Here is a 2,550-nt window from a genome sequence, read left to right on the forward strand (position 1 = left end):
AATGGCTTCAATTAATTTGTTACCTTATTAATCGCACTGCTTACTTCCACGCTGATGGCTAATCTTTACGTGGGTGAGATTCGCACTCACTGGTTCTTACGCACTTATCTTGGCGCACCATAATGAATCCTTATTGATTAAGAGAAGGATTAATCCCTTTTTCTATTTGTGCATTTTTAAAATTTACAATTTTATTTTTGAAGGTCATTAAATAATCAATTTCGTCAAATCCATTCATAAAGCAAGATTTTTGAAAGGAATCCATTTGAAATTCAAAATCTTCATTTAATGAGGAATGTATAGAATTATTTTTTAGATCAATATTTAAATAATATTCATTATTAGAAGAATTTAATATTAGTTTTTGTATTGTTAATTTATCTAGTTGGATTAGAAGTAATTTATTTTTTAAACTATTCCCAGAAAAAATATCAGCAAAAGAAGAGGCAATTACCACTTGTATTCCATATTCTTTTAAAGCCCACACAGCATGTTCGCGGGAAGAGCTACAGCCAAAATTTTCTTGTGTTATTAATATACTGGAATTTTGAAATTCCTGTTGATTAAAAACAAAATCATTTGAATTTTCCCTTAATCTCTTAAATAAATTTATTCCATACCCATTTTTTGTTACAGAAGTGAGATATTGAGCTGGAATTATAAGATCGGTATCTACATTGTTCATTTCTAGAGGGATACATTTTCCAAAAAGAGATTGATTTGTATTCATTTTAAATTTCCTGTTTATAAATATTTTAAAGGAGAAGTAATTTTACCTTCCAGAGCACTTGCTGCTACTGTTGCTGGTGAAGCTAAATGGGTGTAACTTCCTGTTCCTTGTCTGCCAACAAAATTTCTATTTGTAGAACTAATACATCTTTTGCCGCTTGGTACTTTGTCGTCATTCATAGCGAGACACATAGAACATCCTGGCATTCTAAAATCAGCGCCTGCATTTATAAATATTTTATCTAATCCCTCTTCTTTTGCTTGCTTTAATACAGATTCAGAGCCAGGAACAATATATAAGGTAACAGAAGGATGAATTTTACGGTTTTTAAGAATTTCAGCGCTAATACGAAGATCTTCGATGCGCCCATTTGTACATGACCCAATGAAAGCCCAATCTATTTTTGTTCCTTCAATTTTTGTCCCTGGTGTTATTTTCATATAATCAATTGCTTTTTGGTACATTAATTTTTCAGAATCCGAAATTTCATTTTCATTCGGAATGTGTTCCTTTATTTCTATAGCTTGAGAAGGGTTTGTCCCCCAGGTAACCATAGGGCTTAAGTGATTAATATTTATTGTTACTTCAGTATCATAATAGCAATCGGGATCACTCTGAAAAGATTTCCAGTATTTTGTTAAGTTATCCCAGTTTTTAGGAGAGGGCGCAAAGGGGCGATTTTTTAAGTAACTATAAGTTGTTTCATCAGGGGAAATTAACCCACCTTTTGCTCCACATTCAATACTCATATTACAAATTGTCATACGTTCTTCCATTGTCATTTTACGTATGGCATTTCCTGTATATTCAATAATGTGACCTGTTGCTCCTCCTATCCCAATTTTTGAAATTAATTTCATGATGAGATCTTTAGCAAAAACTCCATTTGGCCTTTCCCCTTTAAATTCAACTTTCATTACTTTAGGTTTATGAAGTAACAAACATCCTGTGGCAAAAACATGAGAAAGTTCTGAAGTGCCTATTCCGAAAGCCAATGCGCCAAAGGCTCCATGAGTTGCAGTATGAGAATCTCCGCAAACAATTGTTAATCCAGGTTGGGTGATTCCAAGTTCAGGACCAACGACATGAACGATACCTTGGTAACCGCTATCAAAGTCAAAAAAAGGAATATCGTTTTTTTTCGTATTTTTTCGAAGCAAATCAATTTGTTTTTTTGCCGCTAGATCGAAAGTTTCATTTCTATTTTCACTTGTTGAAATACTATGATCAATGGTTGCTATAAATTGTTTCGGATTTAAAATAGAAATATTTCGATCTTCCATTGTTTGAAAAGCTTGAGCCGATGTTACTTCATGCAAAAATCCAAAATCAATCGCAATTACGGAAATGTTGCCCGATGAATTATCAATGACATGATTTTCCCATATTTTTTCAACAATATTTTTTTTCATTTCAATCCTTTTGTTTTTGAATATAATTGTTTTAAATGTAACATTGATTTGTTACATCAATTAAAGATTTCAAAGCTGAAATTTCAATATCAAGATCCTCTCCAATTCCAGTAAATATCTTTTTATTTGCATCTTTGATAATTGTTTTAGAATGACTCATCGAGTCGACTCCCTTAGAAAGTGACTGGCTGGTATATTTTTCAATTTTTAAATCGGGAATAAATTGCACGATAGCATTGTATAAAGATGTAAAAGCAGAGCCTGATTCCATTGTTTTAAATTCAAATATTTTTTTGTTCCCAAAAAATTCTCCTGAAAGTTCTAAGTTACTTTCTAATGCTTTTTTTGTATAATTTATTCATTCCATTTTAATTGGATTTCTAAATTTAATATAAGTTTGCATAAGCT

At 31.6% G+C, this 2,550-nt stretch carries 3 protein-coding genes; all 3 read right to left on the reverse strand.

Annotation, left to right across the window (positions count from 1 at the left end; all coding sequences use genetic code 11):
- Positions 1-130 precede the first annotated feature (130 nt).
- Genes leuD through ACIQ56_RS16650 form a run of 3 tightly spaced genes read right to left on the reverse strand, consistent with a single transcriptional unit; the run spans position 131 to position 2,413 of the window.
- The gene (gene leuD, locus ACIQ56_RS16640; RefSeq protein ID WP_397602155.1) at positions 131-730 is read right to left on the reverse strand and encodes a 3-isopropylmalate dehydratase small subunit; all 600 of its coding nucleotides are present in this window, start codon (positions 728-730) and stop codon (positions 131-133) included.
- A gap of 14 nt (positions 731-744) precedes the next feature.
- The gene (gene leuC, locus ACIQ56_RS16645) at positions 745-2,142 is read right to left on the reverse strand and encodes a 3-isopropylmalate dehydratase large subunit (RefSeq protein ID WP_397602156.1); all 1,398 of its coding nucleotides are present in this window, start codon (positions 2,140-2,142) and stop codon (positions 745-747) included.
- Positions 2,143-2,173: 31 nt separating this feature from the next.
- On the reverse strand, positions 2,174-2,413 hold the full coding sequence (locus tag ACIQ56_RS16650) for an alpha-isopropylmalate synthase regulatory domain-containing protein (protein WP_397602157.1): 240 nt from the start codon (positions 2,411-2,413) through the stop codon (positions 2,174-2,176).
- Positions 2,414-2,550: the final 137 nt, after the last annotated feature.

The organism is Silvanigrella sp., assembly GCF_044369315.1.
GTDB lineage: Bacteria > Bdellovibrionota_B > Oligoflexia > Silvanigrellales > Silvanigrellaceae > Silvanigrella.

Excerpts from the sequence above, each read along its gene's own strand:
- leuD (WP_397602155.1), bottom strand. The coding sequence starts at position 730 with ATGAATACAAATCAATCTCTTTTTGGAAAATGTATCCCTCTAGAAATG.
- leuC (WP_397602156.1), bottom strand. The coding sequence starts at position 2,142 with ATGAAAAAAAATATTGTTGAAAAAATATGGGAAAATCATGTCATTGAT.
- ACIQ56_RS16650 (WP_397602157.1), bottom strand. The coding sequence starts at position 2,413 with ATGGAATCAGGCTCTGCTTTTACATCTTTATACAATGCTATCGTGCAA.